At 70.0% G+C, this 26,235-nt stretch carries 28 protein-coding genes and 1 pseudogene; 10 read left to right on the forward strand and 19 right to left on the reverse strand.

All coding sequences use genetic code 11. The annotated features are described in order from the left end of the window. Positions 1-204: 204 nt before the first annotated feature. Positions 205-612, forward strand: a complete 408-nt coding sequence (locus tag AU195_RS19340) for a TIGR03668 family PPOX class F420-dependent oxidoreductase (RefSeq protein WP_059160679.1) — start codon at positions 205-207, stop codon at positions 610-612. A gap of 19 nt (positions 613-631) precedes the next feature. After that, a pseudogene (locus AU195_RS25340) lies at positions 632-850 on the forward strand (cytochrome b/b6 domain-containing protein); the annotation flags it as partial. Between the two features lie 106 nt (positions 851-956). Here the strand turns inward: AU195_RS25340 and AU195_RS19345 are convergent. Next, entirely contained in the window at positions 957-1,193 is a 237-nt protein-coding gene (locus AU195_RS19345; protein ID WP_059160680.1) for a hypothetical protein, read from the reverse strand. A gap of 180 nt (positions 1,194-1,373) precedes the next feature. On the opposite strand from AU195_RS19345, the gene AU195_RS19350 reads away from it, so the two are divergent. Further along, positions 1,374-1,961: a TetR/AcrR family transcriptional regulator gene (locus AU195_RS19350; RefSeq protein ID WP_082703123.1), complete on the forward strand. Its 588-nt coding sequence runs from the start codon at positions 1,374-1,376 to the stop codon at positions 1,959-1,961. On the opposite strand, the gene AU195_RS19355 is transcribed toward AU195_RS19350, so the two are convergent. After that, complete coding sequence (locus AU195_RS19355) at positions 1,922-2,863, reverse strand: alpha/beta hydrolase (protein WP_059160682.1); 942 nt, start codon at positions 2,861-2,863, stop codon at positions 1,922-1,924. The two genes, AU195_RS19350 and AU195_RS19355, sit on opposite strands and share 40 nt — an antisense overlap. A gap of 195 nt (positions 2,864-3,058) precedes the next feature. Here AU195_RS19355 and AU195_RS19360 point away from each other — a divergent pair, with 195 nt between their 5' ends. Next, on the forward strand, positions 3,059-5,200 hold the full coding sequence (locus tag AU195_RS19360; protein ID WP_059160683.1) for an elongation factor G-like protein EF-G2: 2,142 nt from the start codon (positions 3,059-3,061) through the stop codon (positions 5,198-5,200). A gap of 3 nt (positions 5,201-5,203) precedes the next feature. On the opposite strand, the gene AU195_RS19365 is transcribed toward AU195_RS19360, so the two are convergent. Further along, positions 5,204-5,761, reverse strand: coding sequence for a carboxymuconolactone decarboxylase family protein (locus AU195_RS19365; RefSeq protein WP_059160684.1), 558 nt, complete (start codon positions 5,759-5,761; stop codon positions 5,204-5,206). 209 nt (positions 5,762-5,970) lie between these two features. On the opposite strand from AU195_RS19365, the gene AU195_RS19370 reads away from it, so the two are divergent. Then, on the forward strand, positions 5,971-7,173 hold the full coding sequence (locus AU195_RS19370; protein ID WP_059160685.1) for an MCE family protein: 1,203 nt from the start codon (positions 5,971-5,973) through the stop codon (positions 7,171-7,173). A gap of 46 nt (positions 7,174-7,219) precedes the next feature. Here the strand turns inward: AU195_RS19370 and AU195_RS19375 are convergent, their stop codons facing one another. Continuing rightward, complete coding sequence (locus tag AU195_RS19375; protein WP_059160702.1) at positions 7,220-8,113, reverse strand: DMT family transporter; 894 nt, start codon at positions 8,111-8,113, stop codon at positions 7,220-7,222. A gap of 114 nt (positions 8,114-8,227) precedes the next feature. Here AU195_RS19375 and AU195_RS19380 point away from each other — a divergent pair, with 114 nt between their 5' ends. Then, positions 8,228-8,944: an NAD-dependent epimerase/dehydratase family protein gene (locus AU195_RS19380; RefSeq protein ID WP_059160686.1), complete on the forward strand. Its 717-nt coding sequence runs from the start codon at positions 8,228-8,230 to the stop codon at positions 8,942-8,944. Here the strand turns inward: AU195_RS19380 and AU195_RS19385 are convergent. The 6 genes from AU195_RS19385 to AU195_RS19410 form a co-directional block, all read right to left on the reverse strand. Continuing rightward, positions 8,941-9,201 (reverse strand): hypothetical protein, encoded by a 261-nt coding sequence (locus tag AU195_RS19385; RefSeq protein WP_059160687.1) that lies wholly within the window; start codon positions 9,199-9,201, stop codon positions 8,941-8,943. The two genes, AU195_RS19380 and AU195_RS19385, sit on opposite strands and share 4 nt — an antisense overlap. Positions 9,202-9,301: 100 nt before the next feature. Then, positions 9,302-10,006 (reverse strand): histidine phosphatase family protein, encoded by a 705-nt coding sequence (locus AU195_RS19390; RefSeq protein ID WP_059160688.1) that lies wholly within the window; start codon positions 10,004-10,006, stop codon positions 9,302-9,304. A 26-nt stretch (positions 10,007-10,032) separates the two neighbouring features. Beyond that, positions 10,033-12,351: an MMPL family transporter gene (locus AU195_RS19395; protein WP_059160689.1), complete on the reverse strand. Its 2,319-nt coding sequence runs from the start codon at positions 12,349-12,351 to the stop codon at positions 10,033-10,035. 142 nt (positions 12,352-12,493) lie between these two features. Then, positions 12,494-13,333 (reverse strand): hypothetical protein, encoded by an 840-nt coding sequence (locus AU195_RS19400; protein ID WP_059160690.1) that lies wholly within the window; start codon positions 13,331-13,333, stop codon positions 12,494-12,496. An 18-nt stretch (positions 13,334-13,351) separates the two neighbouring features. Further along, positions 13,352-13,612 (reverse strand): hypothetical protein, encoded by a 261-nt coding sequence (locus AU195_RS19405; RefSeq protein ID WP_502687364.1) that lies wholly within the window; start codon positions 13,610-13,612, stop codon positions 13,352-13,354. Beyond that, the gene (locus AU195_RS19410) at positions 13,609-14,514 is read right to left on the reverse strand and encodes an oxygenase MpaB family protein (protein ID WP_502687365.1); all 906 of its coding nucleotides are present in this window, start codon (positions 14,512-14,514) and stop codon (positions 13,609-13,611) included. The genes AU195_RS19405 and AU195_RS19410 overlap by 4 nt, the downstream gene beginning before the upstream one ends. 171 nt (positions 14,515-14,685) lie before the next feature. Between AU195_RS19410 and AU195_RS19415 the strand changes: the two genes are divergently transcribed. After that, positions 14,686-14,910: a hypothetical protein gene (locus AU195_RS19415; RefSeq protein ID WP_059095174.1), complete on the forward strand. Its 225-nt coding sequence runs from the start codon at positions 14,686-14,688 to the stop codon at positions 14,908-14,910. A gap of 48 nt (positions 14,911-14,958) precedes the next feature. Then, positions 14,959-15,207 carry a hypothetical protein gene (locus tag AU195_RS19420; RefSeq protein WP_059160691.1) on the forward strand — a complete coding sequence of 83 codons (249 nt, stop codon included), beginning with the start codon at positions 14,959-14,961 and terminating at the stop codon, positions 15,205-15,207. Positions 15,208-15,214: 7 nt separating this feature from the next. Here AU195_RS19420 and AU195_RS19425 read toward each other — a convergent pair whose 3' ends face one another. The 8 genes from AU195_RS19425 to AU195_RS19460 form a co-directional block, all read right to left on the reverse strand. Then, positions 15,215-16,084: a rhomboid family intramembrane serine protease gene (locus AU195_RS19425; RefSeq protein ID WP_059160692.1), complete on the reverse strand. Its 870-nt coding sequence runs from the start codon at positions 16,082-16,084 to the stop codon at positions 15,215-15,217. Next, on the reverse strand, positions 16,081-16,515 hold the full coding sequence (locus AU195_RS19430) for a VOC family protein (protein WP_059160693.1): 435 nt from the start codon (positions 16,513-16,515) through the stop codon (positions 16,081-16,083). Before AU195_RS19430 ends, AU195_RS19425 begins: the two co-directional genes overlap by 4 nt. 27 nt (positions 16,516-16,542) lie before the next feature. Further along, positions 16,543-18,243: an amidase gene (locus AU195_RS19435; RefSeq protein ID WP_059160694.1), complete on the reverse strand. Its 1,701-nt coding sequence runs from the start codon at positions 18,241-18,243 to the stop codon at positions 16,543-16,545. Positions 18,244-18,268: 25 nt separating this feature from the next. After that, complete coding sequence (locus tag AU195_RS19440) at positions 18,269-18,679, reverse strand: nuclear transport factor 2 family protein (protein WP_059160695.1); 411 nt, start codon at positions 18,677-18,679, stop codon at positions 18,269-18,271. A 13-nt stretch (positions 18,680-18,692) separates the two neighbouring features. Then, positions 18,693-19,916 (reverse strand): cytochrome P450, encoded by a 1,224-nt coding sequence (locus AU195_RS19445; protein WP_059160696.1) that lies wholly within the window; start codon positions 19,914-19,916, stop codon positions 18,693-18,695. Positions 19,917-20,023: 107 nt separating this feature from the next. Further along, on the reverse strand, positions 20,024-20,431 hold the full coding sequence (locus AU195_RS19450; protein ID WP_059160697.1) for an STAS domain-containing protein: 408 nt from the start codon (positions 20,429-20,431) through the stop codon (positions 20,024-20,026). An 82-nt stretch (positions 20,432-20,513) separates the two neighbouring features. Continuing rightward, the gene (locus AU195_RS19455; protein WP_059160698.1) at positions 20,514-20,987 is read right to left on the reverse strand and encodes an ATP-binding protein; all 474 of its coding nucleotides are present in this window, start codon (positions 20,985-20,987) and stop codon (positions 20,514-20,516) included. Between the two features lie 32 nt (positions 20,988-21,019). Further along, positions 21,020-21,367 (reverse strand): STAS domain-containing protein, encoded by a 348-nt coding sequence (locus tag AU195_RS19460; protein WP_059160699.1) that lies wholly within the window; start codon positions 21,365-21,367, stop codon positions 21,020-21,022. Between the two features lie 191 nt (positions 21,368-21,558). Between AU195_RS19460 and AU195_RS19465 the strand changes: the two genes are divergently transcribed. Then, the gene (locus tag AU195_RS19465) at positions 21,559-22,839 is read left to right on the forward strand and encodes a PP2C family protein-serine/threonine phosphatase (protein WP_059160700.1); all 1,281 of its coding nucleotides are present in this window, start codon (positions 21,559-21,561) and stop codon (positions 22,837-22,839) included. Continuing rightward, positions 22,827-23,849 carry a cobalamin B12-binding domain-containing protein gene (locus tag AU195_RS19470; protein WP_286149366.1) on the forward strand — a complete coding sequence of 341 codons (1,023 nt, stop codon included), beginning with the start codon at positions 22,827-22,829 and terminating at the stop codon, positions 23,847-23,849. The genes AU195_RS19465 and AU195_RS19470 overlap by 13 nt, the downstream gene beginning before the upstream one ends. An 8-nt stretch (positions 23,850-23,857) precedes the next feature. On the opposite strand, the gene AU195_RS19475 is transcribed toward AU195_RS19470, so the two are convergent. Next, positions 23,858-26,056, reverse strand: a complete 2,199-nt coding sequence (locus AU195_RS19475) for an MMPL family transporter (RefSeq protein ID WP_059160701.1) — start codon at positions 26,054-26,056, stop codon at positions 23,858-23,860. Positions 26,057-26,235 lie beyond the last annotated feature (179 nt).

Raw genomic sequence — 26,235 nt, forward strand, 5'->3', positions numbered from 1 at the left:
CCGCCACCTCCACCGCCTCCACCACCGCCGCCGTCGGCTGAGGCCCCGGCCAACACCGGGCCGACGTGGCGGCCGACGCAGCGTCCGAGCCAGACCAAGAAGCCCGAGATCGGTGTGACGAAGAACCCCGCCATCCGGAAACCGAACAATCCGCGCGAGCCCGATTGACCCACGGGCCGGCCGACCCGCCAATAGGCTGACGATATGGCCGAATTCGACGCGGTCGAGATGTTCGCCGCCGCCCCCGCGGCGGCGCTGGCGACGATCAACCCCGACGGCGCACCGCATCTCGTGCCGGTCGTGTTCGCCGTGCACCGCGAGACGGTGTACACGGCGGTGGACGCCAAACGGAAGACGACCCAGCGGTTGCGGCGGCTGGCCAACATCGAAGCCGATCCGCGCGTGTGCTTGATCGTCGACCACTACTCCGACGACTGGAGCCAGCTGTGGTGGGTGCGGGCCGACGGGATCGCAGCGGTGCACAACAGCGGTGACGAGATGGCCGCCGGGTATGCGCTGCTGCGGCAGAAGTACGCGCAGTATCAGCGTCTGGCGCTTGACGGGCCGGTGATCACGGTCGAGGTGCGACGCTGGTCGTCATGGCAGGCGTGAGAAGACTGCGCAACGGCCGGGCGAGCGGCGTCTGGAGTCGGCGCTCGAAAAGCTCTTGCTGGCAATGCTGTTCGTGGTTCCGACTACCGGCATCGTCCTGCTGGCCGGTGGTGATCGGTGGCTTGCGCTGCACATCGCCGCACAGGTGCTCTTCCTCGCCGTCATCGCCGCGCACGTCGGTCTGGTCCTGAAGCACACGGTCCTACGACGACACCGCCACCTGTCGCGGATGCTCTAGCCGGACGGCGCCTCGAAAGGCGCTGATAGCGGACCATCACTCAGCCCCACCGACACAGCCGCCGCGTTGGGAGCGCGGCGGCCGTCGGCGTTGTCGGCGAGACGATCTACCAGTGGTTGACCGCACCGGGGTTGATCTTGTGACCCCAGACATCCCACTGCCCCGGCGGTCCGAAGCCGATCTGGTTCAGGTGACCGGGAGGCGGTAGACAACCCGGCCCAGGACTGTTCGGCACCCACCAGCAGTGGGGATCGGCCTGCGCGACACCGGCTCCCAGCCCCATGGCGGCGAAACCCAGTGCACCTGTCATCGTTGCCGTTGCGGCGATCTTCTTCAGATTCATGATGGCCCCTCGTGCTTGCGAACGTATCCACACCTCGCCGCACGCCCTCCGGCGGCTCGGGCCCCCGTCCGTCCGAGAATTCCCGGCAGGCTCGGCGACCAAACGTCAGCTGGCGGCGTGGTCGGCGAGGAATCACCGCTGCATGGCCCGACGGTAGGTGGGCGTCCTATGGTGAGGGCGATGAGCGACGCGCCACGCAGACGCCCCCGGCAGCCGCGGTCTCGGGAGACCGTGAACGTCGTGCTCGAGGCCGCCGCGCAGATGTTCGACCGCGAGGGCTTGAAGACCACCACCAACCGGATCGCCGGGCGTGCCGGCGTGTCGATCGGCTCGTTGTACCAGTACTTCCCGAACAAGCAGGCTCTGCTCTATGCCCTCGCCGAACGCCATGTCCGCCTGGCCCGCACGCGTCTGGACGAGGTCTTCGCCGGGTTACGCACCCGGCAGCCGCCGTTCGACGAGACGATGCGCGTCATGCTCGACGAAGTGGTCGCCCTGCATCGCGACCGCCCCGGCCTGCACCGGCTGATGCATCGCCTCGCACCGCGCCACCCCGCCGAACTGGCCGCCGTGCAGGACTTCGAGGACCGGATCGCCGACGAGGTCGCCTACCACCTGCGCCGCTGCGGTCGTGGCGGCGTCGATCCGGAGGCCACCGCGCAGATGCTCGTCCACGCCGTCGACGCCCATCTGCACCGGGTGATGACCCGGCGCACACCCGACTCCGCTCAGTTGGTGGCCCTGGTCGACCGGTTGCTGTCGGACTGACCCGCCACGGCGTCGCGCACCTCGCGCAGTGTCGTCGCGAGCTGGTCGATTCCGGGCTCCTCCACCGGGTAGTGTCCGCAGTTCTCCAGCATCACCGCGCGTGTCGGCACGCCAAGGTGCGCAAGGAAATTCAGGCTCAGCTCCGGTGGTGTCCAGGTGTCGGTGGCCGGGTGCACCAGCGTGACGGGCGCGGCGTCGAACCGCTCGGGCCGGGTGTGGGCGAAGGTCAGCCAACTCATCAGGAAGGCCAGCGGGACCGAGACCCCGCCGCCGAGCGGATCGCGAGCGCACAGCCGCGCCAGACCGCGGTCGCCGCTCATCGCGGCCATGTCCACGACGTAGCGCAGCGGTACACGCACCCGCCCCACCACCGGGTCCAGCGCGCCCAGGATCGCCGGCCCCAGTGCGCCGACCACAGGTACCCGGGCGGCGGCACGGCGTGCCGCGGGTTCGGCCGGATCCAGCAGGCACGTCGCGACCACATGGGCGAGCTCACCCGTGCGGGCGGCCACCTCGTAGCCGAGCAACCCGCCCATACTCGCGCCGAACACGACGAGCGGCCGAGGGTCGCGGCGGCGCTCGAAGCGCACCAGGTCGCACACCAGCTCCACCCAGTCGCCGTACTGCACGTCGCGGGAGTGGGGTTCGACGGTGCGGCCGTAGAGCGGCAGGTCGGGCGCGAAGACGTCGACTCCCTCCCGGGCGGCCATCGCGGCCAGCGGCCACAGCGCACCGGCGTGCCCGCCGCCGCCGTGCAGCACCATCATCCGGACGGCGCTGTGCGGGCGTGCTGCGCGGGCGATGTGCACCCGGCGGCCGCGCCAGGGCCACCAGGTCGACTCCGGTTCGATCGATGTCCGCCACCGGGCGGGCAGGTGAGCCGCGTAGTCGTCGTGGGTCATGTATCAAGCTTGAAATCGGCTGCCCCACCGCACAACTCGCATTCGCATCCGAACGTAACCGAGCGCGGCACCCGCTGACCTGCGCCGATGCCGTGCCCGGCCCAACGGCGTGCCGGCTGCTCATGTTTCGCGCGGCTCTTGTGTTGCAGGTCACATCGGAGCAGGGTGGAGAGGCGGGCCGGCAGGAGGGAAGTCATGGCCGACAAGACGACGTCGCAGACGGTGCCGACCGCGGACGCGCCCGATGCGATCCGCAACATCGCACTGGTCGGGCCGTCCGGGGGCGGGAAGACCACGTTGGTCGAGGCTCTGCTCGTCGCCGCGGGCGTGCTCACGCGTGCCGGTGCGGTCACCGAGGGCACGACGGTCTGCGACTGCGACGACATCGAGGTGTCCCAGCAGCGCTCGGTCGGCCTGGCGCTGGCGCCCCTGCTCCACGACGGCGTCAAGATAAACCTGATCGACACCCCGGGATACGCCGACTTCGTCGGGGAACTGCGGGCCGGCCTGCGCGCCGCCGACTGTGCGTTGTTCGTGATCGCCGCCAACGAGGGCGTCGACGAGCCGACGAAGCTGCTGTGGCAGGAGTGCGACGCGGTGGCGATGCCGCGCGCGGTGGTGATCACCAAACTCGACCACGCCCGCGCCGACTACAGCGGCGCTCTCGAGGCGGCGCGGACGGCGTTCGGCGACAAGGTGGTTCCGCTGTACTTCCCCGCCGATGCCGGGGTGATCGGTCTGCTGACCGGCAGGCACTACGAGTACCGCGACGGCGCCCGCACCGTTCACGATCCCGGCGCGCCGCACCTCGACGAATACACCGACCTGCGCGGCACACTGATCGAGGGGATCATCGAGGAGTCCGAGGACGAATCGCTGATGGAGCGCTACCTCGGTGGCGAGGACATCGACCAGGCCCTGCTGATCGCCGACCTGGAGAAGGCGGTGGCGCGCGGATCGTTCTTCCCGGTGATCCCGGTCTGCAGCAGCAGTGGGGTGGGCACGCTCGAGCTGCTCGAGGTCGCCACCCGCGGTTTCCCGTCGCCGCTGGACCATCCTCTTCCCGAGGTCTTCACCCCGCAGGGCGCCCCCCGGCCGAATCCCGGGTGCGATCCGGCGGGCCCGCTGCTGGCCGAGGTGGTCAAGACGACATCGGACCCCTACGTCGGCAGAGTGAGCCTCACCCGGGTGTTCTCCGGGACGATCAGGCCCGACATGACCGTGCACGTGTCGGGCCATTTCTCGTCGTTCTTCGGCGCCGCGGCCGATTCGGCGTCCGGATCCGGCCACCCCGACCACGACGAGGACGAACGCATCGGCACCCTGTCCTTCCCGCTGGGCAGACAGCAGCGGCCGGCCCCGTCCGTGGTGGCCGGCGACATCTGCGCGATCGGCAGGCTGACCCGCGCCGAGACCGGAGACACGCTGTCCGACAAAGCCGATCCGCTGGTGCTCAAACCGTGGACCATGCCCGAACCGCTGCTGCCGATCGCCGTGCAGCCCCGCGCGAAGACCGACGAGGACAAATTGTCGGTCGGGCTGACCCGGCTGGCCGCCGAGGACCCGACCCTGCGCATCGAACAGAACCCGCAGACCCACCAGATCGTGCTGTGGTGCATGGGCGAGGCGCATGCCGCCGTCGTCCTCGACGCCCTGTCGCGGCGCTACGGCGTGACCGTCGACGTGATCGACCTGCGTATCCCGCTGCGCGAGACGTTCGGCGGCAGCACCAAAGGCCACGGCCGCCACGTCAAACAGTCCGGCGGGCACGGTCAGTACGCGGTGTGCGACATCGAGGTCGACCCGCTCCCCGAAGGGGCCGGGTTCGAGTTCGTCGACAAGGTCGTCGGCGGGGCGGTACCGCGGCAGTTCATCCCGAGCGTCGAGAAGGGTGTGCGCGCGCAGATGGACAAGGGTGTCGGCCCCGGCTACCCGGTGGTCGACATCCGGGTGACGCTGGTCGACGGCAAGGCGCACAGCGTGGACTCGTCGGACTACGCGTTCCAGATGGCCGGTGCGCTCGCGCTGCGGGAGGCCGCCGCGGCGACCACGGTGAACCTGCTCGAACCCGTGGACGCGGTGACCATCACGGTGCCCGACGACCTCGTGGGCGCGGTGATGGGTGACCTCGCCGGCCGGCGCGGACGCGTGCTGGGCACCGAGCAGGCCGGTGCGGACCGGACCGTCGTGCGCGCCGAGGTCCCCCAGGTCGAGCTGACCCGGTACGCGGTGGATCTGCGCTCGCTGGCGCACGGCGCCGGGGTGTTCCACCGGACCTTCGCCCGGTATGAGCCCATGCCGGAGAACGCGGCCGCGAAGGTACGCGCGGCGAGTTGAGGGTCAGTCCCTCTCGTAGAACTCCGGTCGGCCCGCCCAGGGTTCGGGCTCGACACCGAACGTGTTGAGCGCCGTCGCCATCACCCCGTAGGCGCCCGCGGTGAAGATCAGGTCCATCCGGGCCCGCTCGTCGAGCTGCACGCCGAGAGCCTCCCACGTGGGCGCGCTGATCTGCGACCCGTGGTGCATCTCGTCGACGGCGCCGAGCACCAGCCGGTCGAACGCATCGGCGGCCGCGCCGGTCCGCGTGGCCTCCATATCGGCGTCCGACAACCCGACCGCTCGGCCGATCGCGCAATGGTGCACCCACTCGTACGCGCAGCCGTGATGGTGGGCGACGCGCAGGATCACCAGCTCGCGCAGCCGCGCAGGCAGCGTCGAGTCCTCCATCAGGTAGCTGCTGACCGGCAGGAACCGCGCCGCCAGATCCGGATGACGCGCGAGCGTCGCCAGCGCGTTCCCCACCGAGTCGGGGTCGCGGCGTTCCGGCGGAACCGCACTCTCGAGGGCCGCACGGGTCCGGTCGTCCCATTCCTCCGCGGGCAATGGGGTCAGCATCACACGTCCTTTCGCCGGTAACCGTCGCGTCAATACCAAGGCCTATACATGACATACTCGGCACTTTGCTGGCAAGCTGATCTTGACTTCGGCTGGCTTCGCCCGAATTTGCACCGGGCGACGCCAGTTGGAAAAGTCTCACTGTTGGCCGGGAACTCGGCCCGGGAAGGTGGTTCACGGTGGCGTCCTCGGGGTCGGCCTGGCAACGCCGGATGACGCGGTGGCGGTTCGATCCGCCGCTCAAGGTCGCCTTCCTCGTCCTCGTCCTCGTCGTCGTGCTGGTGCTGACGCTGGTCTGGCTGCAGTTCCGTGGTGCGTTCACCCCCGAGGTGAAGATGCGGATGATCGCCGAGCGGTCCGGCCTGTCCATGGACCCGGGCGCCAAGGTCACGTTCAACGGTGTGCAGATCGGGCGCGTGGACAAGGTCGACGCGATCGACGACGACGGCACCCCCGCGGCTGAACTCGCCCTCGCCGTCGACCCGCAGTACGTCGACCTGATCCCCGCCAACGCAGAGGTGGCGATCCGGGCCACCACGGTGTTCGGCAACAAGTACATCTCGTTTTCCTCACCGGAAAACCCTGTCCCGCAGCGCATCTCAACCAAGGATGTGATCCGGGTCGACTCGGTGTCCACGGAGTTCAACACGCTGTTCGAGACCATCGTGTCGGTGGCCCAGCAGGTCGACCCGATCAAGCTGAACCAGACGCTGACCGCGACGGCCGAGGCCCTCGACGGTCTCGGTGACCGCTTCGGGCAGTCGATCGTCGACGGCAACGCGATCCTCGCCGACCTCAACCCGCAGATGCCGCAGATCCGGCGGGACACCCAACTGCTCGCCGACCTCGGCGAGGTCTACGGCGACGCCGCACCCGACCTGTTCGACGGCCTGGACAACGCCGTCACCACCGCCCGCACCCTCAACGAGCAGCGCGGCAACCTCGACCAGGCCCTGATGTCGGCGGTCGGATTCGGCAACACCGGCGGCGACGTCCTCGAACGCGGCGGCCCCTATTTCGTCCGCGGCACCAACGACCTGATCCCGGTCTCCGAGGTGCTGGACCGCAACAGCCCGTCGCTCTTCTGCATGATCCGCAACTGGCACGATGCCGAACCGGCGTTCACCGAGTTCAACGGCGGCAATGGCTATTCGGTGAACCTGCACAACACCGTGCAGGGCGCGTCGAACCCGTGGGTCTACCCCGACAACCTGCCGCGGGTCAACGCCAAGGGCGGCCCCGAGGGTCGTCCGGGCTGCTGGCAGAAGGTCACCCGCGACCTGTGGCCCGCGCCGTACCTGGTTCTCGACACGGGTGCCTCCATCGCCCCCTACAACCACCTCGAACTCGGCCAGCCGCTGGCGATCGAATACGTGTGGGGCCGGCAGATCGGCGAGAACACGATCAACCCGTAACGGGTCGATACCTGCTACCCGACGTGGCGGATTCGGCCGGGTACGGCTAGCCCACGCGTTCGGCCAGCTCGGCTTCCAGCTGCTCCTCGTAGGCGCCCTCGTCGCGGCCGAGCGCGACCGTCGCGGCGATCATGGCGGCAGCGGCGGCGGCCAGCGCGATCGGTTCCAATCCGCTGATCTGCATGTGCTCGTTGAGGACGATGGCGCCGAGGACGACGGCGATCACGGGTTCGAGCACGAGCATCGTGGGCACCGACGTCTGCAACGACCCGGCATGGAACGCCGACTGCTGCAGCAGGGTGGCGCCGACGCCGAGCAGCACCAGCAGGTAGAGCGCGGGGGTGGTCAGCGCCGTGCGGACGTGCCCCTCGGTGATCATGTGCATGACGATCTTGGTCAGCACCGCGACCAGGCCGAACAACACCCCGACACCGGCCGCCAGCATCACCGCGCGCCGCCAGTTGGTGGCCCGCACCGCGATCAGCACGCACGCGAGCACCACCCCGACGCAGACGGCGACCACGATCACGGTCAGCGCGACCGGGATGTCGTAGTCGCCGGCGCTGGACTTGGCCAGGGCGACGAACACGGTCAGCGCGGCGGTGAGCAACAGCGCCCACAGCCATTCGGCGCGAGTCACCCGGCGGCCGGCCAGGCGCGCGCTCAGCGGCAGGGCGAACAGCAGCGCCGAGACCAGCACGGGCTGCACCAGCAGCAGCGACCCGTATCCGAGCGCCAGCGCCTGGAAGACGAACCCCGCCACCGCGGCGCCGGTACCGGCCCACCACACCGGACGGCGCAGCAGCGTCATCAGCATGACCGTGCTGACACCCTTCTCGGGCGGGACGTCCAGGGTGGCGCGCTGGCGGACCACGATGCCGATCGCCATGAAGATCGCCGCAAGCAAGGCGAAGAACACCGCAAACCCATGGCCGACCAAGCCGGACACTCCTTTGCACACCGGACCGATGCTGACGACAGACAGCACCCCCCACCGTAGAGGGAGTGCGCAAGTCCGGCCTTATCGGCGGGTCAGCGGGGGTACCCGGAACCGATGATCACCGTGGCGGTCACCGGGGCCGCGGGCACCGTGGGCCGGGCGTTGACGCCGCGGTTCGGCGTGGGCGTCGCGGTTCGGCCCATCGACCGGCCCGAGGTCGACATCGTGGCGGACCCCGACCGCCTGCGGCAGATCCTGCGGGGCGCCGACGTGGTGGTGCACCTGGCCTTCGACCCGGGAGGCGGCGCCGTGCCCCGCGAGCACTGGCGGGAGCCGACCCGCAACCCGGTCAACACCGCGCTGTTCGAGACGGTGTTGCAGGCCGCGCTCGACGGGGGCGTCGGGCTGTTCCTGCACGCCAGCAGCATCCATGTCGAGGACACCATGGCGTGGTCTCGTCGGGCGGGGCCCGCGCTGACGGCCGAGCCGGGCGTCTTCCGGACGCGGACGCCGAGCGGGTACGGACAGTCCAAGCGCGAACAGGAGGCCCGGCTGCGCGCCGTCGCACCCGGGTTCCGGCATGGTGCGGTGAGCCTGCGCCTCGGCGGGGTCACCTCAGACGACGCGCCACTGGCCCACGCCGAGGACCCGGCCGTGCTGGATCACGAACGGCGGGTGTGGCTGGCCCACGACGATCTGGCGGATCTGGTTGCGGCGATCATCGCCGCGCGGCGCACGCCGGGATACGACGTGGTCTACGCCGTCTCGGACAATCCCGGCCGATTCCACGACGTGTCCAACGTCTACGGTTGGACGCCGCGTCGGCGCTAGCTGGCCTCGCGGCTGGACTGCGATTCCGCGGAGGACGGCGCGATCTTGTCGTTCACCGACGCGACCACGGTGTCCACCCGGTTGACCGCCTTGTCGCACATCCCGCGGACGCGTTCGCCGGCGGTGTCGACGTCGTCGGCCGCGCTCAGCAGATAGGCGCGCACGGTCACCCGCAGGTGTTCGCCGAGAGACCGGACCCGGCGGCGCAGGCGGTCGTCGACCTCGAGAGTGACGTACGGTATCAGTCGGTACCTCATGTGCCTGCTCCCCATCGTCAGTGCTTGCCCAACACTAACGGCGCGGTTGCCGGGCGTGAAGTTGAGTTGTGTCGCAGATCACTGCGGCCAGTGACGTGCGTCACTCCCCCAGCGGCACGCCGTCCCAGTCGATCAGCGTCCAGCCCCGGCCGGGACTGCCGGTGACGACGACCCGGCCGGTGTTGGGCAGCGGGTGCTCGCGCAGCAGTTCGGGGTGCGGGTTGTCGACGTTCATGGTCACCCAGAGCATGATCGCGGCGGCGTGGGAGTAGGCGACGGCGTCGACGTCACCGGTGTCGTAGATCTGCTGGACGGCCGCGTCGAACCGGGCGTCGAACTCGTTGCCGTCGACGGAGCCGGGGATGCGGGCGGCGCGGTCGCCGCTCAGCCATTGCACCGGGGCGTCTATGTATTCGGCCGCCGACGCCTCGGGGCGGCCTTCGGAGCGCCCCGCCTCGATCTCCCGCAGGCCCGGCAGCACCACGACGGGTTCGCCGAGTGCGGCGGCCATCGGCGCGGCGGTCTGCTGGGTCCGGACCATCGTCGAGGCGTACACGCCGTCGTAGTCGTTCACCGCCAGGGCGGCGGCGCTGTCCGCGGCCTGCCGCCGGCCCAGTTCGGTGATCGACGGCCCCGGGGTGGACGTGTCGATGAGGCCCGAGGCGTTGCCCTCGGACTGCGCGTGGCGCACGAACGTCAGTGTGATCTCGGCCGGGCCCCCCGCGGCGGCGGGTGGGGCCGCGATCACCGCGGCGGCGAGCAGCGATGCGGCCAGCAGCCGCCGGATGCCTGTCACGGCCGTCATCGTCGCAGACCCGGGCCGGCCCGGCGTCAGACGGGCAGGGACTGTTCGGCCCGCTCCTGTTCGAGTCGGCCGTTGAGCTTCTCGCCCTCGATGTCGAGGTCGGGCAGCACGCGCGCCATCCGCTTCGGCAGCCACCAGGCGCGGTCGCCGAGCATGGACATCACGGCGGGCACGACGGTCATCCGCACCACGAACGCGTCGACGAGCACACCGAACGCCAGCGCGAAGCCCATCTGCTTGATCATCGGGTCGGCGTTGAACACGAAGCCCGCGAACACCGCCATCATGATCAGCGCGGCCGCGACCACCACCCGGCTGGCCTGGGTGAAGCCGTGCGCGACGGCCGCGTCGCCGCGGTGCCCGTGCACGTGGGCCTCCTTCATCGAGGAGACCAGGAACACCTCGTAGTCCATGGCCAGGCCGTAGAGCACGCCGATCACCATGATCGGCAGCATCGACAGGATCGGCCCCGTCGCCGACAGCCCGATCAGCTGCTGGAACCAGCCCCACTGGAACAGCGCGGTGGTGGCGCCGAACGTCGCCAGCACGGTCAGCAGGAAACCGGCGGTCGCCTTGAGCGGCACGGCGATCGACCGGAACACCACCATCAGCACCAGGATCGACAGACCCATCACGATGCCGACGTAGACCGGGATGGCCTGGCCGAGGCGGTCGGACATGTCGATGCCCATGGCGGTGATGCCGGTGACGCCGAGTTTCACGTCACGCAGGCCGGCCAGTGGACCGCTCTGCGCGCGGATGTCGCGTACCAGTTGGGCGGTCGCCTCCTCGGTCGGGCCGTTCTCCGGCACCACCGAGAACACCGCGGTGTCGGAGGCGTCGTTGACACCGCCGAAGGCCACGTCGGCCACGCCGGGCACCCGCCGCAGATCGCTGTAGGCGCCCGCGATGTCGGCGGTGGTCAGCTGTCCGCCGGAGGCGGGTTCGGCGACGACGACGAGCGGACCGTTGTAGCCGCTGCCGTAGTGCTCGGCGATCACGTCGTAGCTCTCGCGCTGCGGGGTGCCCTCGTTGTAGCTGGCGCCGTCGGGCATGCCGAGCGTCATCGACAGCGCGGGCAGCGCGATCACACCGGTGACGGCGATGCCGGCCAGCGCGGCAGGGACCCGGTTGCGCAACACCGCACCCGCCCAGGCCGAGGCGAAGCGGTGGTCGCTCTCCTGGGTCGCGGCACTGTGCCTGCCCTTCGGTGAGGCGATGCGCTCACCGACCAGCCCCAGCAGGGCGGGCAGCAGTGTGATCGCCGCGACGACCGCCACCACGACGGTCGCCGCCGCCGAGAGCGCCATCGGGGTGAGCAGCGAGATGCCCACCACCGTGAGCGCGACGAGGGCGATCACCACCGTCATCCCGGCGAAGACGACGGCGCTGCCCGCCGTCCCGACCGCGCGCGCGGCGGCGTCGGCGGCGCTCAGTCCGCGATCGAGGATCAGCCGCCGCTGCCGGTTGACGATGAACATCGCGTAGTCGATACCGACCGCGAGGCCGAGCATCAGCGCCAGCACCACCGTCATCGACTGGATGTCGAACAGATGGGAGAACAGGAACGTCCCGCCGACGCCCACGGCGACCGAGATCAGCGCGGTGAGCAGGGGCAGACCGGCAGCGACCAGCGAGCCGAGCGTGACGATCAGCACGCCGGCCGCGACCATGAGGCCGATGACCTCGGCCGCTCCGGCGATCTCGGGCATCTGCGCCATACTCGCCGACGGCAGCACCTCGATACCGCGGTCGGCGACCGCTTCCCGTGCCGCGTCGATGGTCTTCTCGACGTCTCCGGTGGGAAGTTCGGCGGTCTGCTTATCGAACTGGAACTGGTAGAGGGCGGCGGCGCCGTCGGCGGAGATCGTCACACCGGGCACCGGCTGACCGTTGACCGTCAGCGGCCGCGGCGCATCGGGTGACGGCGGGGCGTTCACCTGCGCGCGCGTCACCGCCGCCGAGGCCGCCAGGGTCGGGCTGGCCGGGCCCTTGGCGAGCTCGTCCTGGGCCATCTGCCGCGGGTCGAGCACATGGTCGGTGCGCGAGACGGCGTCGACGGCGGCCAGCACCGCGTCGCGGTTGGCGCCGTCGTCGATGCGCTGCCCGTCCGGAGCGGCGAAGGCGATGCTGCCCTGACCGCCGGAGGACTGCGGCATCCGCTCGGCCAGCTGGTCGATGACCTCCTGCGCCGGCGTGCCGTTGATCCGCATCTCGTTCGAGATCTTCGGCGGGTTGAGGGCGAGGACGCCCGCGACCACGACGATCAGCGCGATCCAGCCGGCGATGACGTGCCAGGGCCGGTGGAACGCGAACCGGCCGATGCGATGCAGAAAGGTCGCCATGCAACTGAGAGTAGGCTCGCACTACGAGAGTCGGCTATCACTTGTAGTGAACGACACCCCGACCCAAAGAGCATGATGCGCACCACTTTCCGGAATATTGCGGCAAACACACGTTTGGCGGGTCGCCGGAGAGGCTAACCCCTCAGCCGCTCTCGCGCACCGCGGCCCTCGCCGCCTTGACCACGTCACCGGCTTCGCGGCTGGCGCGCTTGGCGTCCTCGTAGGCCGCGTCGGCCGCGGCGAGCCCGTGCTCGGCCCTGGCCAGGCGTTCCTTCGCATCCTCGACCCGTAACCGCGCGGTGGCCAGGTCGCTCTGCCGGTCCGCCATCGCGTCGTCGGCGTCGGCCTTGGCGCGTTCGGCGGCCGCGAGCACGGCGCGGGCCTGTTCGCGTCTGCGCCGGCGCTCCCGATCGTCCCGGTCCGGCGCGGGCTTCTCCGGCTTCTCCTGCCTGCCCTGATCCGCCGGTTTCTTCGATGTCTTCTGGGCTGGGGCGGGCAACGCCTCGGGGTCGCCGAACTCACCGAAGCCCGACCAGTGTTCGGCCTTCGCCAGTCGGCCCAGCCGCGATCTGACGTCCGGGTCGGCGATCGCCGCATGCCAGGTGTCGGTCACGTCGTCACGCAACGCGGCCGCCGGAGACCGGACCTCGGACACGTCGAAGGCGGCCTTGGTCAGCTGGTCGATCAGCTTGCGTTGCCGCCCCGACAGTTCGCGGATGCGTTCGCCGTCCATTGCGGTGTGCGCGGACCGTAGCTCCTCGCCGAGTTCGGCCAGCCGCTCGCGCACGTCGGGGTCGCTGTGGACGAGCCGGTTGACCACGGCCGCCGACGTCGTCGGCTTGCGCGCCCCGGTGATCCGTTTGGCTGCCGCCGCGTCACCGCGTTTCTTGGCGTCGGCGGCCAACCGGGTGCGCAGCGCGGTGAACTCCTCGGGCGCCACCGCGTACAACTGGTCCAGCGGGTCGTCGGCCATACCGCCCATGATGGCGTGGACGGGCCGTCAGACGGGGCAGATGTAGTCGGCGATCAGCAGTACCGGCCACAGCAGCGTCGTCTGACCGAACGCCACGAGGTCGGCGCCGGCCGGCAGCCGCGTGGTCAGCCGGCTCTCGAAGAACTGGACGTAGTCCGGGTTGAGGAAGGTGAACCCGACGCCGATGACCAGATACGGCACGGCCAGCCACATCGCGACCTCGATCAGGTCGGCGATGCTGACCTCGGCGGACAGGACGCGGCGTAGCGCGCCGAGCACGGCGTTCACACCAGGGGCCGGTTCCGGCGCACCCGGCGGCGGACGTCGGCCAGCAGGAGGTGGCTGCCGCCCTGGCGCACGAAGGGGGGCAGGAACCGGTTGACGAACGCGACGAACAGGAAGAGCCGTTCGAACCACCGCTGCCGTCGTGCGCTCCAGGTGACCCCCAGCGCCTCACGGAAGATCGGGGCGAGGAATCCCGCGGTCAGGAACTGCAGCAGGTGCCGCGACGACCAGCGCAGCGGCGCCGGGATCATCCGCAGGTCGATCAGGTCGAGCAGATACCGGCGGACGGTGTCGTCCATCGACACCCGCCCGCAGGCGGTGATCCAGTAGGTGTCGAATTCGGCGCGGGTGGGCGGCCACTGCTCCTCGGCGACCTGAAGCGTCGTGCCCAGCGGCCACGCCGACCGGTAGAACTGTTCGGCCTGCTCGGGGGTCATCTCGCCGCGCAGCATCTGATACGCGTCCTCGAGCCCGACGAACAGGCACGCCGCCACCCACATCTGCTGGTCGCGGTTGAAGGCGTTGTAGCGCACGGGGCTGTCGTCGGTGGATCTCACATGGCGGTGCGCGCCGTCGACCGCAGCGCGGTAGGCGGCGCGGTCGGCGTCGGTGCCCAAGAGCGCGACCGCCAGGTAGGAGAACGTGGTCCGCGCCCGCTTCCACGGATGCTTGAGCAGGTTGCCCGAGTCGACCTTGCTCTCCACCACGCCGTATCCGACCTCGGGCCAGGACAGCTGCATGATCACGTTGGCCGCGCCCGCGGCGAACGACCAGAAGTCCATGGCCTCGGTGGCGGTCACCGGCTCGTCCGACCAGCGGGCCGTCCGGCGCCCGACCGTGATGCGGGTATCCGCCGGCGTCAGCGTGCGTCCGGCCGCCGAAACCCGCCCGCTGTGCTGGGGCAGTGCCATGCCTCTCCTTCCCCCGATGTGTGCGAGCATCCCATATCGTCAGCCGGCCGGGTGGGCGATCAGCGATGAACTTCCGTGGTGTGCTGACCGCACCAATGGGTCCAATCGCGCCTCAACGGTTCCGAATGATCGTTAACATCTGACGTGAGCGGGAGGGTCAATCGCATGGAGACGAAGCTTCGCCAAATCCTCAGCTACAAGCTGACCATTGCCGAGTTGATCGGCATCGGGCTGCTCCTGGGGACGCCGTACCTGATCGTGGGCGTCATCTGGTCGAGTACGCACACCGACCACCTCAGCGACATGCACGGCGTCGACCTCGCGATCTCGTTTCTGGGGTCGATCGCCTCGTGGCCGGTGCTGTTGTTCAGCGATGTGTGTATGACCTGAGCGTCTTCCGCGTTTGGGTTGCCGCCCCGGCGGGGTACGCCCCGGCCCATGAGCAACGTGTTCGCCGACGAGTCGATCGACGTCGTCGCCCCGGGCGACATCATCGCGGTGGATCGCGGGTCCGGGCCGCAGCCGTACAAGGTCGTCCACAAGAACGACGGTGACGACTCCTACCTGGTCACGATGGAAGGCGCCGACGGCGAGACCTTCGAGCAGGAGTTCGCCGCGGGCACCAAGGTGACCCGGTCGCTGGAGTCCAAGTGGGAGTCCGCGCAGAGCCCCACCCCGCACAGCTGAGCGGGGCTCAGCGCACCCCGAACAGCGTGAGGATCTCCTCCGTGCGCCACCAGACGAGGACCACGAACAGCACCAGCACCGCCGCCGTCACCCCGCCCTGCACGACGTTGCGACGCGCGGCCGGCGCATAGGCGTACACCCCGGCTATCGCCGCACCGGTGACCAGCCCGCCGACGTGGCCCTGCCAGCTGATGCCCTGCGAGCTGATCAGCGGGTAGACGAACGTGAACACCAGGTTGAGGATGATGATCGCGGCGATCCCGCGGATGTCGAGTTGCAGCCTGCGGGCCACCACGAACATGGCCCCGAACAGGCCGAACACCGCACCCGACGCGCCGGCCGTCGCGGCGTTGATCGGTGAGAGCAGGTAGACCAGCACCGATCCACCCAGAGCGCTGAGCGCGTACAGCGCACCGAAGCGCAGCCGGCCCAGCCACATCTCGAGCGGCGGCCCGACGACGTAGAGCGCCCACATGTTGAACAGCAGGTGCATCGCGCCGTAATGCAGGAAGGCCGCGGTGACGAGGCGGTACCACTGGCCGTCGGCGACCCCGGGCGTCCACAGCACGAACTCGCGTTCCAACTGGCCCGACGTGCTCTGCAGCAGAAACGCCAGCACGTTGACCGCGATGAGGGTGTAGGTGATCACCGGTGTGGAGTTCGACAGCCGGCCGCCGAACGGCGCGCGGGCCTGCGGCACTGACCGGGCCGCCTCCCCGACGCAGTCCGGGCACTGGTGGCCGACGGCTGCCGACCGCATGCACTCCGGACAGATGAACCGCCCGCACCGGGTGCACCGCACGTAGGTCTGCCGGTCGGGGTGCCGGTAGCAGGTCGGCGCCTGGGCCGGCGACTGCGGGTATTGGGGGTGGCTCATCGCTGCGAATCCGCACCGTCGAGGGTCCCGAAGAGTTCGACCCAGTTACCGTCCGGGTCGGCGACGAACATCCACCCCATACCGGGCACGGGGTCGAATTCGGTGACCGGTTCGACCACCTCGTAGCCGGAGGCCTCGAAGGCGGCGGCGACGCCCCGCAGGTTCTTCACGCCGACGGTGAAGTAGCGCAGACCCGCCTGCGCGCGGCCACCGCCCGGGGCGACGGGCTGAGCCGGCGGCGGCGAGTACGTGACGAGCTTGAGCACCCCGCCGCCGAGGGTGTAGCGCCGCTGCGATCCGCCGGGGAACTCGACGACGCCCTGGGGTTGCAGTTCGAGGAAGCCTTCGTAGAACGCCACCATCGCGTCGAGGTTCGTGGTCACCAGCCCCACCTCGATACCGGGGGTCAACAGGTCGAGCTTCACGGCCACCTCGTCTCTCGGATGTTCTGGCGACCATCATGCCAACGGCGGCGTGCGGGGCGGTGCCGTGCGCCGTCTGCCGGTCGCCTCGAAACCGGTGGCCCAGCCCAGCAGCGCGTTGTCGCTGTAGGCCCGGCCGGCGAACGTGAGGCCGACCGGCATGCCGGTATCGGTCATCGTGCCCATCGGCACGGTCACCGTGGGGATCCCGAGGTGGCGCGGCACGAGATTGCCGTTGGACACCCATACCCCGTTGCGCCACCCGAGTTCGGCCGAGGCCGGGTTGACGTCCATGTCGGCGGGGCCGACGTCGGCGGCGGCCGGGAAGATCACCGCGTCGAGCGCCAGGTCGTCCATCCACCTCTCGAGATCGATCCGGCGCGTGGCCTCCAGTCCGCGCACGCCGTCGGCCAGGTGTGGGATGTCGCGCACCGAGTCGAGCGGGTGGTCGTGGACCCACTGCGGATATGCGGCGATGTCGTCGGTGAAGCCGTCGTAGCGGTCGGGCAGCGCACCGTCGGGATGCGGGAAGATCCGCCCACCGTCGACGTCGCCCAGCGAGTTCAGCGCGGGATCGTCGTTGGCGCGCAGGAAGTCGTCCCACGCCCACGCCGACAGGTCGAGGAGTTCACGGCGCAGGAACTCGCGGTCGACGAGTCCGCGGGTGACGATCGTCGGCGCGCCCGGCCGGTCGCCTTCGTAGTTGGTGACCACCGGGAAGTCGACCTCGACGACCTGCACGCCGGCCGCCTCGAGGTCGCGGCGCGCGGCGTCGAACAGGGCCAGCACCGACGGCCGGGTGTCGATTCGCCGCCCGGTGGGGCCGCCGATGCCCGGCGACTCCGCCGTCCCGGCGTCGGGGTCGGCGTTGACATACATCCGCGGGACCCCGAACCGCCTGCCGGACAGGGCCGTCGGCCCCCTGTCCAGAGCCGGGTACGACGGCGGCCGGACGTCGCCGGCTCTGGGCAGCGGCACCCACGGCTGGGTGCGCCAGAAGTCACCGCGGGTCTGCGGGTCGTCGGCGACGACGACGTCGAGAACATCCAGCAGATCGGCCATCGTGCGGGTGTGCGGCACGACGACGTCCATCGTCGGCACCAGCGGCCAGTTTCCGCGTACCGAGATCACCCCGCGCGACGGGGTGTAGGCGCACAGCGCGTTGTTCGACGCCGGCGCCCGGCCCGATGACCACGTCTCCTCGGCCAGGCCGAACGCGCAGAACGACGCCGCCGTCGCGGTGCCCGAACCGTTCGACGAGCCGGATCCGAATGCCGCGGTGAGATACGCGGCGTTGTACGGACTTTCGGCCCGGCCGTACAGGCCGCGTTGCATCCCGCCGTTGGCCATCGGCGGCATGTTGGTCAGTCCGATGAGCACCGCCCCCGCGGCGCGCAGCCGTTCGACGGCGAAGGCGTCGCGCTGTGCCACCAGGTTCTCGAACGCGGGACTGCCTGCGGCGGCGGTCAATCCGCGGGCGAGGTAGCTGTCCTTGGCGGTGTACGGGATCCCGTCGAGCCGTCCCAGGGTCTGTCCCCGGGCGCGTCTGGCGTCGGATTCGGCGGCGGCGGTGCGCGCGCCGGGATCGAGGACGACGACCGAGTTCAACCGGATGCCGTCGTGGTCGTAGGCCGCGATGCGCGCCAGGTACGCATCGAGTAGACCGACCGCCGTCACCCGGCCGGCGTCGAGCGCGGCGCGCAGGTCGGCGATCGAGGCTTCTGCGACATCGAACACGCCCGCGATCGTACGGTCACCGGACTCAGCCGGCGTTCTCGAACTCCATGATCAGCCGAGTCAGCCTGAGCGCGGCCAACTTCCAGCCACCGTCGCGGCGTACCCACCGTTCGTGGTAGTGCCCGTAGCCGGTGAGCGCAGGCCCGTTCTCCCACATCACCCGGTCCTGCATCGCCCAGATCACCCGGGCGGCGTCCCCGTCGACCTCGATGAGCGGGGTGTGCACCTGGTGCGCCGAACGCGCGTTGGTCAGCGACGACCGGATCATGTCGACCGCGGCGTCGCGGCCGTGCACGACCGGGACACCGGTGCCCTCGCTGACGTCGAGTTCGATGTCCTCCGTCATCAGGTCGGCGAACCCGGCCCAGTCGCGGGTGTCGAGGGTGTAGCAGTACCTGGCCTTGGCCTGGGTCAGTTCGAAGAAGTCGTCGGTCATCGCTCGCTTTCGGTCACCGGGGCAGGACGATCCGCAGTCTCTCCCAGCCCCGCACCGTGGAAGTCGGTGCGAGTTGTGCTGTGTCGTAGTCGATGTCCCACTCCGGGAAGCGATTCAGCATCTCGTCGAGCGCGACGCGGCCCTCGAGCCGGGCGAGGTTGGCGCCCAGACAGTAGTGCAGGCCCTTGCCGAAGGTGACGTGGCTGATGTTCTCACGGTGGATGTCGTAGGTGTCCGGGTCCGGATACCGGCGAGGGTCGCGGTTGGCCGCTCCGAACAACAGCAACATGGCGCTGCCCGCGGGCACCGTCGTGCCGTACGCCTCGAAGTCCTTGGCCATCCACCGCGCGACGTGGGGTCCGGTGGGTTCGTACCGCAACGTCTCGTCGACCACCCGGTTGAGCAGTGACCGGTCCTCGTACACCGCACGCCGCTGGTCGGGGTGTTCGGCGAGCACCTTGGCCAACCACCCGATCAGCCGGCCGGTCGTCTCGTTACCCGCGCCGGCCACCACCTGGGTGTAGTGCAGGACTTCCATGCGGGTCAGCTTGCGGGTGACCCCGTCCTCGTCGGTGAACTCGACGTTGAGCAGTGCGGTCATCAGATCGTCGGAGGGGTTCTTCGACCGCCACTCGACGTAGTCGGCGTAGATCCGCCCGTCGGCGATCCGGTCGGCGTCGATCACCTTCATCGGCGCGCCGGGTCTGGTGCGCAGGTTGGCGTCGTTGGCGTCGCGCACCGAAACCTGTTCGGACTCCGGGATTCCCAGCAACATGCCGATGACCCGCATGGGCATCATCGCGGCCAGTTCGGCGATGATGTCGAAGCCGTCGGAGCCGACGTGCGGGTCGAGGCAACCGACGCAGTACCGGCGGATCTGGTCTTCGATGGCGGCCATCCGCCGCGGGGTGAACACCCGCGACATCAGCCCGCGCAGCATGGTGTGCACCGGCGGGTCCACCATCATCATCACGCCCTTGGGCATGTCGAAGTCGGATTGGACGAGTTCGAGGATGTCGCTGCGACTGTTGGAGAACGTCTGCCAGTCCAGCAACGCCTTCTCGACGTCGGCATGCCGGGACAGCGCCCAGAAGTCGTAACGCTCGTTGTAGTAGAGCGGCGCCTCCTCGCGAAGGCGCGCGTAGGTGGGGTAGGGATCGGTGACGATGTCGATGTCGTAGGGGTCGTAGTACACCTGCGCCTCGACCAGACCCGCCACGGCATCCTCGCTTCGCATTCGGCCGCGTGAGTGTTGAGCGACTGCCCAACACGTGAGGCCATGTCTAGCAGCCCCCGCGACAGCGGGTCAAGGGTCGGCCGGCCGCGGGGGGGCGCCGCGACCGGTCAGGCGGGTTCCGCCTCCGGCGGGTCCTCGGCCGTGTCCTCGCGCGGGATGACGCCCTCGGGGTCGCACAACGCCAACAGGCGCGATACCGCGAGGCCGGGGGTCACGGCCCAGGTGACGTCGTGCCGGACGAACTGGGCGTTGATCGCGTGCAGGGCGGCGATACCGTCGACCGCCAGGAACCCGAGCGCCCGCAGGTCGAGCTCGACGACGGAGTGCCCGGCGGCGGCGTCGCACACCGCGACGGCGAAGTCCTTGGCGTTGGCGGCGTCGACCTCGCCGCGCACGGATACGCAGATCTGCTTGTGCGGGTTCCGGCCCCACGACCGGGTGGCCAGCGCGAGCCGGTCGGAGTGGGTGGCGCGCGCGTGCGGACGTGAGTGACCGTGCAGCGGGGTGATGGTCACGGTGGGGCTCCGTCGGCCGTTGGATGCGGCGCGAGCCGCCCAGCGTAAGCCCCTTACCCACGCAATGAGTGACCCAAACCACTCAGGCCGAAGCGGCCGCCTCGGCCTGCACGGGCGCGCGGCGCTGGCAGCGGTCGAAGTACAGGTGCACCTGGGTGCCCTGCGGCGTCTTGTCGATGTCGACCCGGTCGGACAGCGCCCGCATCAACGGGATGCCGCGTCCGCGGGAGCGCTTCTGGTTGGACGTGTCACTTCTGCGCCACTGGCCGCGGTCGGCGATCGTGATGGCCAGCGTGCCGGTGTCGGCCGCATAGGACGTCTGCAGGGTGATGTTGTCACCCATCTCACGGTCGGGGTAGGCGAACTCCGCAGCATTCGACAGCGCTTCGTTCACCACCAGCACGATGTCGCTCGACCGGACGTCGTCCAGCACGAACTGCTCGGCGAGCCAGCGGGTGAACTCTTCTCGCAGACGCGCGACCGCATGCGCGTCGGCGGCGCCCATGCGCAGGAAACGCACGTCGGCCCCGTCCGGGTGGGAACTCGAAGAACTCATAGTGCGTACTGGCTACCCGATTCGTGCCGATGTCATTCAGCAAATGTGTTCAACGCCGCATCCAGCGTCGAGAACAGGTCGATGAAGTCGGTCAGACCGGTGATCTTCAACGGTCGGCTGGTGCCCGGACCCTCGGCCACCACCGCGAACCGCGCACCCGGGGTGATCTCGTCGTACGTGGTGACCAGCACCTGCATCCCGGCCGAGGACAGGAACTCCGCCTCACTCAGATCGACGATCAGCCCGGTCGGCTTCTTCTCCCGCGCGGCACGGATGGCCGTCTCCAACTGTGGCGCGGTCAGCATGTCGACGGGACCTGTGGCGCGCACCACGGCAACCCGTCCGTGCCACTGTTCGACACCGAACTCATGACCGTCCAACTCTCACCCTCAATAGTTCTTCGCACCCGCCCCGACGAGCTACGGGTCGCAACAGGCACGGCTGTTGTCTCAACCCGTTCGTCGCCGGCATCGGAGCACGACGGCAACCAGGCTAACTCACGTCCGCCCGCGGTGACCGCCGAGCGCCGGGCCACTACGGTGAAGACACCACTATCGGAAGTCTGAGAACCATGCCCAGGGACATCGCGACGGCCGCTCCCAGTGAGCCCGCCCGCAGCCGGGCACAGCTCACCGAGGACGTCGAGATAGGCCTGGCCGGCACCCTCAATCTGCGCCGCACCGGCCTGCGCCTGCTGACCCTGCTGCGCCCCGAACTCGCGGATTGGGCGGCGCTGGTCCTCCCCGACAACCGCACCGGCGGTGTCACGTTCTTCGGTGGCGACCGGATCGACTTCACCGACCTCGTGCCGCGTCAGCCGGAGGCGTACCCGTTGCTGGAGCGGACGCTGCGCACCGGACAACCGCACCGCGTCCGGCTCGGGTCCGCTGACGCGGGCGCCGATGCGCTGGCGGGCATCGTGCACCACCCTCGCCTGTGCGAGGAGGTGGCGTCCCGCTCGCCCGCCGACGTGCTGGCGCTCGGCCTGACCGCCAGGGGCGCCACGCTGGGCGCGCTGCTGCTCGCGCGCGTCGGCGACCGGGGCTTCGGCGACGACGACATCGTGTTCGCGCAGCGACTCGCCTCACGGGCGGCGGTGGCCCTCGACTCCGCACGGCTCTACGAGGAGCGGGGCCGGATCGCCGCCGCGCTGCAGCGGGGCCTGCGGCCACCGGTGCTCCCGGAGGTCGAGGGGATGCGGGTGGCCGCCCGCTACCGGCCGACCGCCGAGCACCTGGAGATCGGAGGCGACTTCTACGACGTCCACGGCGCAGCCGGTGACTGGCTGTTCACGCTCGGCGACGTCTGCGGGAAAGGGGTGGAGGCGGCCGCCCTGACCGGCCGCACCCGGCAGAGCATCCGGACGGCCGCACACTTCGACCGGCGTCCCGAGGTGGTCCTCGGTGCGCTCAACTCCGTCCTGCACGATGCGGAAGCCGATCAGTTCGTCACCGTGGTCTGCGCCCGGGTGCGCCCGCATCCGGGCGGTCACGCCGACGTCGACCTCGCCGTGGCCGGCCATCCCGCGCCGATCGTGCTGCGAGCCGACGGCCGGGTGGAACAGCTCGAGGTGTTCGGCACCGCGGCCGGGATGCGCGCCCAGACGCGCTACCGCCCCGGCACCGTGCAGCTCGACCGCGGCGACACCCTGCTGATGTACACCGACGGGGTGGACGAGGCGCGCGGCGACCCCGGCTTCTACGGCGTGGACCGGTTGCTCGGGTTCCTGCCCGCCTATGCCGGCGCCGCGCCCGACGTGGTGTGCGAGGCGGTCGAACAGCACGTGCTCGAATTCCTCGACGGCCGGCCCCACGACGACATCGCGCTGCTGGCGGTGACATGCGGGACCTAGAGCAGGTGCTGGCCCGCTACGAGGACGCGCTCACCGCCGACGACGCCGCGGCCGCCCGCGCGCTGGTCGAGGAACTGCTGGCCGACGGTGTGGATCCGGTGACCGTGCTGACCGATGTCGTCGCCCGCACCCAGCGCGAGGTCGGCACCCGCTGGCAGCGCGGTGAGTGGACCGTCGCCCAGGAGCACGCCGCCACCGCCATCTCGGTCGCGGCGACCAAGGCGGTGTCGCGCCACGTGCGGGGCATGCCGGTCACCCGAGGACGGGTCCTGGTCGCGTGTGCGGAACGCGAATGGCATGCGCTGCCGGCGATGATTATCGACTGCGCGCTGCGCGCCGACGGCTGGGACAGCACCCTGCTCGGGGCGGCCACCTCACCGATGCGGCTCAACCAACACCTGCAGGACCTGGGCCCGGAGGCGGTCGCGGTGAGCTGTTCGGTGCTGGGTGCGGTGCCCACCACACGACGGTTCATCGAGGCGAGCACCGCGGCCGGAGTGCCGATCGTGGTCGGCGGTCCCGCGTTCGGCGCCGACGACGTGCGGGCCCGGGCGCTCGGCGCGACGGCGTGGGCACCGTCGGCACAGGGTGCGGTGGCCGCGGTGAACGGCCTGCCCGCCGTCGTGCCGCCCGCCGCCCCGCTGCCCGCGGGGCCCGCCGGTGAGCAGGCGCTGCTGGAGGTCGACCACCGGGAACTGGTCGACACGCTGCGGGTGCGGTGGTCGGTCAGTGCCGCGGCGGGTCCGCCGGAGGAGGCGTCCCCGGGTGACCTCACCGACGTCGCCAACGACATCCTGCACCAGGTGCTGCACGCGGTGGCCGCGGCCCTGCTGACCTCGGATCACCGGTTGGTGTCCGAATCCGCCTGGTGGATCGCCGATCTCATGCGGACCCGCGGCGTCGACGTGGCCGCCGTGTACGAACTCGCCAACGTGTTGACCGAGTCGCTGGCCGGCTATCCCCTGGCGCGTGACCTCGTCACCCGCCACTTCGCGGCCGGCATCGGCTAGCTAGCCGCTCAGACAGAGACTCTCGGTGGTGTGCCCGCGTCGATGTTGTCGCGCATGGTGTCGCCCTCGACGTCGACGTTGGGCAGGATCCGCTCCAGCCATGCCGGCAGGTACCAGGCCTTCTCCCCCAGCAGGGACATCACCGCCGGGATGAACACCATCCGCACGACGAACGCGTCGAACACGACCGCGGCGGCCAGCGCGAAGCCCATCGACTTGGCCACGTCATCCGGCGAGAGGATGAACGCCGCGAACACCGAGATCATGATGACCGCCGCCGAGGTGACCACCCGCGCGCTGCGCTGGAAACCGGTGATGACGGCCGCGCGGGCGCTCAGGTCGCCGTCGTCGCGTTTCACCAATTTCTCGCGCATCCGGGTGACCAGGAACACCTGGTAGTCCATGGCGAGGCCGAACACGATGCCGATCAGGAAGATCGGCAGGAAGCTGATGATCGGGCCCGGGTCGGCGACCACGCCGAACCATCCGAGTTGGAAGATCGCCACCGTCGCACCGAACGTCGCGCCGATGGAGAGGACGAAGCCGAGCGTCGCCGTGAGCGGCACCAGCACGGAACGGAACACCAGCATCAGCACCAGGAACGCCAACCCCACCACGAGCGCCAGATACGGCACCAGCGCCTTGGTGAGCGATTCGGACAGGTCCGACAGGATCGCGGTCTGACCGGTCACCCCGAGGTCGACACCGGTGCGGTCGGCCAGATCCTGCTGCAGGCCGCGGATGTCGTCGACGAGCCCCTGGGTCTGCGGGCTGCTCGGCCCACTGCGCGGGATCACGGTGATCACCGCGGCGCTGCCGTCGGCGTTGGGCTGTGGCGGCGCGACCATCTGCACGTCGTCCAGGCCGCGCAGCGCCTCGGCGGCGGCGGTGAAGCCGGCCTGCGGGTCGGGGGCGTCGGCGGCGTCCGCGACCACGAGGAGCGGACCTGTCAGCCCCTCCCCGAAACCGCGGTCGAGCAGCTCCACCGCCTTCTTCTGGTCGCCGGTCGCCAGGTTCATGCCGAGTTCGAGTTTCGTGACCGGCAGCGCGATCGCGCCAAGCCCCAGCACCACCGCGAGGATCGCCGGAATCGGATGGGCCACGACGAGCTTCGCCCAACGCAGGCCGTTGGTAGCGGCGGTGTCCGGTTCGTCGCCCTGGCGCAGTCGCCGGATCGGCAGCGCGAAGGTGCGCCGCCCGAACAGACCGAGGAACGCCGGCAGCAGCGTGACGGCGGCGAGCACCGCGAAGACCACCGACACCGCGGCCGTCAGGCCCATGATCGAGATCATCGGGATCCGCACCACGGTCAGGCCGACGAGCGCGATCACCACGGTGAGCCCGGCGAACACCACCGACGATCCGGCGGTGCCGACGGCGCGGCCCGTCGCCAGCGCCCGGTCGTCGGTCACGCGCAGTTCGTTGCGGTAGCGCGACACGATGAACAGCGAGTAGTCGATCGACACCGCGATGCCGATCATCGACGCCAGCATCAGTGCGGAGCTGTCCATCTTGACGAACGTGGTCGCCCCGGTGATCAGCGCGACCGAGATCCCGACGCCGAACAGGGCGGTGATGATCGGCAGGGTGGCGGCCACCACCGACGCGAACGCGATGACCATCACGACCAGTGCGACGCCGAAGCCGATCGCCTCGCTCATCCCGCTCGCGGGCTGTTGGGCGTTGAACAGCGTGCCGGTCGCCTCCGCGGACAGCCCGTCGTCACGGCTCTGTTGCAGGACGTTCTCGAACTCGGTGATCTGGTCTTTGGAGATGTCGACGAACTTCTGGTCGTACACCACGTCGAGGTAGGCGATGGTGCGGTCCTTGCTGACCTGCATCCCCGCCGGGGTGGTGAGCGGGTTCGTCACGGCCTGGGCCTGCACGTGGGCCAGTCCGCGCAACCCGTCGGCGAGCGCATCGATGCGCGCGACGTTGTCGGGTTGGTCCAGCGTGGTGCCGCGCGGCGCCTCGACCACCACCTTCGCCTGCGCGATCTCGTCCATGTCGCCCTGTTCGGGGAACTTCTCGGCCAGCAGGTCGCTGGCGCGCTGCGACGGCGACCCCGGTAGCGAGAAGTCGTTCTGGAACGGTTTGGCCATGGTCGTCCCGGCCAGCGCCGCCAGCAGCAGGAGCAGCCAGAGTGCGATCACCAGCAGCTTGCGCCGGTACGCGAACTGGCCGATGCGGAACAAGAACGTCGCCATAGCCGAGCTAACTACCCGCTTCGCACGAATTCACACGCGGCGCCGGTCACGCCGCGGAATCCCGCAGGATCTGGCGCAGCCGGTCGAGTGGGTCCGCCCCGCGCGGGTTCAGTTGCCGCGGAGCGTCGGGCTCGGGTTCGCCGTCGGCGCCGATCGACGGGGGCGGCGGCGTTGCTGAA

Source organism: Mycobacterium sp. IS-1496, from assembly GCF_001499995.1.
Taxonomy (GTDB): domain Bacteria; phylum Actinomycetota; class Actinomycetes; order Mycobacteriales; family Mycobacteriaceae; genus Mycobacterium.